Here is a 1,196-nt window from a genome sequence, read left to right as displayed (position 1 = left end):
TATTGCAGTTGAACTTATAAATGAAGGAAAAATAGATTTACCAAAAGAGGGAAGAGCTACAAATATAAGATCAATAACTATTGAGGATATAAAAAATAAGTAAAAAATATTAAAGCTGTGGAGAAATCTACAGCTTTTTTGCTTAAGCTAGATAGATGTGATACAATATATAAAAAAGTTAGAATAGGGTGATGTTTTTATGGGAAAGAGATGGAGTGAAAAAATTAAAGATTTAGAGAACGCTGTTTCAAGATTAGATGAAGCCATAAAAGATAGTAAAAAAATAGAATTGTCAACACTAAAGGATGGGGTAATTCAAAGATTTGAATTCACGTTAGAGTTATCTTGGAAGATATTAAAAACATATTTAATGAATGAAGGAATAGATTGTGTGAATACACCAAAAAGTGTTGTAAGAGAGGCATATAAAGCTGGAATTATAAAAAATGGTGAGATTTGGATAGAGATGATAGATGATAGAAATTTAACATCACATATTTATAGTCAATCAATGGCAGATGATATATATTTAAGAATAACAAAAAAATATTTTAAAGAATTAGAGTTGTTATTTCACTATTTAAAGGAGATGAACTTTTAAATGAAGTTTGGTTTGAAGGAAAGAGAGTTAGATGAGATAAAAGCTTTATATTATCTATTTCCTGAGATAGATGAGATTGTAATATTTGGATCTAGAGCAAGAGGAGATTATAATAAAGTTTCAGATATAGATATTGCAATAAAAGGTGATGTAGATAAAATTATGTATAAAATAAGAGATTATTTTGAGGAGAGTAGTATAATATATACTGTAGATGTTGTAAATTATATATCTATAAGCAATCAGGATTTTAAAGAGAATATAGATAACGAAGGCATAATAGTTAATAGTTAAAGCTGTGGAGAAATCTACAGCTTTTTGCTTTATAGTTAGTATATATGATATAATACTTCAGATTTAAATTTAATTATTTTATTGGAGGGTGTATTTTGAAAAAATTATTACTTAGTTTTTTACTTATTTCGTCATTGGTTGCTGCTCAAGAAAAGGCTACATTACTATATTTTAACGACTCTCATGTGATTTATCCAGTTGTAGATAAGCATGGTGAAAGAGGAGGAGTTGCTAGAGCTAAAACTATAGTTGACTCTATAAAAAAAGAAAATAAAAATACTGTAGTGCTTCAAGGCGGAGA

At 27.2% G+C, this 1,196-nt stretch carries 3 protein-coding genes; all 3 read left to right on the top strand.

What is annotated here, in order from left to right:
* Positions 1 to 199: 199 nt before the first annotated feature.
* Positions 200 to 601, top strand: a complete 402-nt coding sequence (locus tag ACRDDY_RS16910; protein WP_438509775.1) for a nucleotidyltransferase substrate binding protein — start codon at positions 200 to 202, stop codon at positions 599 to 601.
* Positions 602 to 895 (top strand): nucleotidyltransferase family protein, encoded by a 294-nt coding sequence (locus tag ACRDDY_RS16905; RefSeq protein WP_438509774.1) that lies wholly within the window; start codon positions 602 to 604, stop codon positions 893 to 895. It begins immediately after the preceding gene.
* A 95-nt stretch (positions 896 to 990) separates the two neighbouring features.
* Positions 991 to 1,196: hypothetical protein (locus ACRDDY_RS16900; protein ID WP_438566105.1), on the top strand; the 206-nt coding region annotated here is incomplete at its 3' end.

Origin of the sequence: Clostridium sp., assembly GCF_051656525.1 — a bacterium.
GTDB lineage: Bacteria > Bacillota > Clostridia > Clostridiales > Clostridiaceae > Clostridium.
This window is presented reverse-complemented; position numbering and strand designations above follow the sequence as displayed.

What these genes read in the sequence shown, in the direction of transcription:
- ACRDDY_RS16910 (WP_438509775.1), top strand. Translation starts at nt 200, where the DNA reads ATGGGAAAGAGATGGAGTGAAAAAATTAAAGATTTAGAGAACGCTGTT.
- ACRDDY_RS16905 (WP_438509774.1), top strand. Translation starts at nt 602, where the DNA reads ATGAAGTTTGGTTTGAAGGAAAGAGAGTTAGATGAGATAAAAGCTTTA.